1 protein-coding gene is annotated in these 466 nt (G+C 61.8%); it reads right to left on the bottom strand.

The window, feature by feature from the left end; translation table 11 throughout:
• Window positions 1–65: 65 nt before the first annotated feature.
• On the bottom strand, window positions 66–466 hold a 401-nt coding region (locus CXZ10_RS21235; RefSeq protein WP_210199980.1), incomplete at its 5' end, for a transposase.

A 466-nucleotide genomic window follows, 5' to 3' on the forward strand; every position in this document is an offset into this window, starting at 1 on the left:
AAAACAATATGTTAGCGCAGAGCTCTTCCTTTGCCGACCTATCTCCCCTTACTATCACGCTGTCATCAACTCTGTTGTGCATTGAGATCCCTCAGTCTTGCGTTGAGGATGACGACGATCTTTCTCATGAGAGCTCCGATGGCGACGATGCGCTTCTTTCCGTTTTGGATAAGGCGTTGATACATCTCCTGTAATGGTCCGTTCGCACGGCTTGCCGCCATGGCCGCCAGGAAGAGGAGACGGCGCAGTTGGGAGCGTCCGCCGCGCATCGTCCGGTGTCCCTTGAACTGTCCGCTGTCGTTGGCATGCGGCGCGACGCCGGCCAGCGAGGCGGCCTGCCTTCGCTGCAAGGTGCCGAGCTCGGGCATGTGGGCCAGGAGGGTGGCGGCGATGACGGCGCCGACGCCGGGCAGGCTCTGCATGTGCCGGAAGGCGGCGCGCAGCTGCGGGCTCCTGTCGATCAACG

This window comes from Pleomorphomonas diazotrophica (genome assembly GCF_002844595.1).
GTDB classification, from domain to species: domain Bacteria; phylum Pseudomonadota; class Alphaproteobacteria; order Rhizobiales; family Pleomorphomonadaceae; genus Pleomorphomonas; species Pleomorphomonas diazotrophica.